This window comes from Bartonella sp. MR168JLCBS (genome assembly GCF_042194175.1).
Window position 1 is genome coordinate 1 of record NZ_JBHIMP010000164.1, and the last position, 1,037, is coordinate 1,037.

Genomic DNA, 1,037 nt, shown 5'->3' on the forward strand with positions numbered 1-1,037 from the left:
GGGTGAAGAAAGAGGATGAAAATCATAGGACTGACCGGATCAATCGCTATGGGAAAATCAACAGCTGCTGATTTTTTCAAACAAGCAGGTATTTCCGTTTTTAGTGCTGATGAGACAGTACACCAGCTTTATAAGAGTAAACCAATCTTATCACTCATAGAACATACATTCCCTGGCGTTGTTGAAAATGGTAAAGTTAATCGCCTAAAGCTTTCTAAAATTCTGATCAATGATAGTGAAAAATTACAAACATTAGAAGAAATAATTCATCCTTTAGTACAAGAAAAAGAAAAAGAATTTATTGATAAAGCACGCCAACAGGGAAAAAAAATAGTCGTCCTTGATATTCCACTCCTTTTTGAAAAAAAAGGTGAAAAACGTGTGGACAGTGTAATTGTGGTATCTGCTCCACTGGCAATACAAAAAGAACGGATAATGACGCGTCCGAATATGAATGAAAAAAAAATTTCCTTTATCAATGCTAAACAAATGCCTGATGAAAAAAAACGAGAACGGGCTGATTTTATCATTAATACAGGGAAAGATTTAGAGAATACACATCAACAAGTTTTTTCCGTAATAGAAAATTTGCTAAAGAATTAAAATCATGCGTGAAATTATTTTTGATACAGAGACAACAGGCTTGGATAAAGAGAAAGATCGCATAATCGAAATCGGTTGTGTAGAGATGGTTGATCGGTATCTTACAGGAAAGCGATTCCATGTTTATTTGAATCCACAAGGCGTTGTTATTTCTGATGAAGCTGTAGCAATTCATGGCTTGACTAATGAACGCTTAAAGAACGAAAAAAGCTTTAGTGATATTGCTGATGAACTTTTGGAATTTATCAATGGCGCAACAATGGTTGCCCATAATGCCAGTTTTGATATTGGCTTTCTTAATGCAGAATTAGGACGAGTGAATAAGCCACTTATCAGTGTCGACAATATCCTTGATACATTGGCTATGGCACGGCGAAAATTTCCTATGGGTCCTAATTCTCTCGATGTTTTGTGCAAACGTTTTGGAATTGATA

General features: G+C 35.4%; 2 protein-coding genes. Both read left to right on the plus strand.

Annotation, left to right across the window (positions count from 1 at the left end; translation table 11 throughout):
* Positions 1–15 precede the first annotated feature (15 nt).
* Positions 16–603: a dephospho-CoA kinase gene (coaE, locus tag ACFIK8_RS10035; protein ID WP_014923566.1), complete on the plus strand. Its 588-nt coding sequence runs from the start codon at positions 16–18 to the stop codon at positions 601–603.
* Between the two features lie 4 nt (positions 604–607).
* Positions 608–1,037, plus strand: a 430-nt coding sequence (gene dnaQ, locus ACFIK8_RS10040; protein WP_375669338.1) for a DNA polymerase III subunit epsilon, incomplete at its 3' end; no start/stop codon positions are given.

Coding starts and splice junctions, on each gene's coding strand:
- coaE (WP_014923566.1), top strand. CDS start 16: ATGAAAATCATAGGACTGACCGGATCAATCGCTATGGGAAAATCAACA.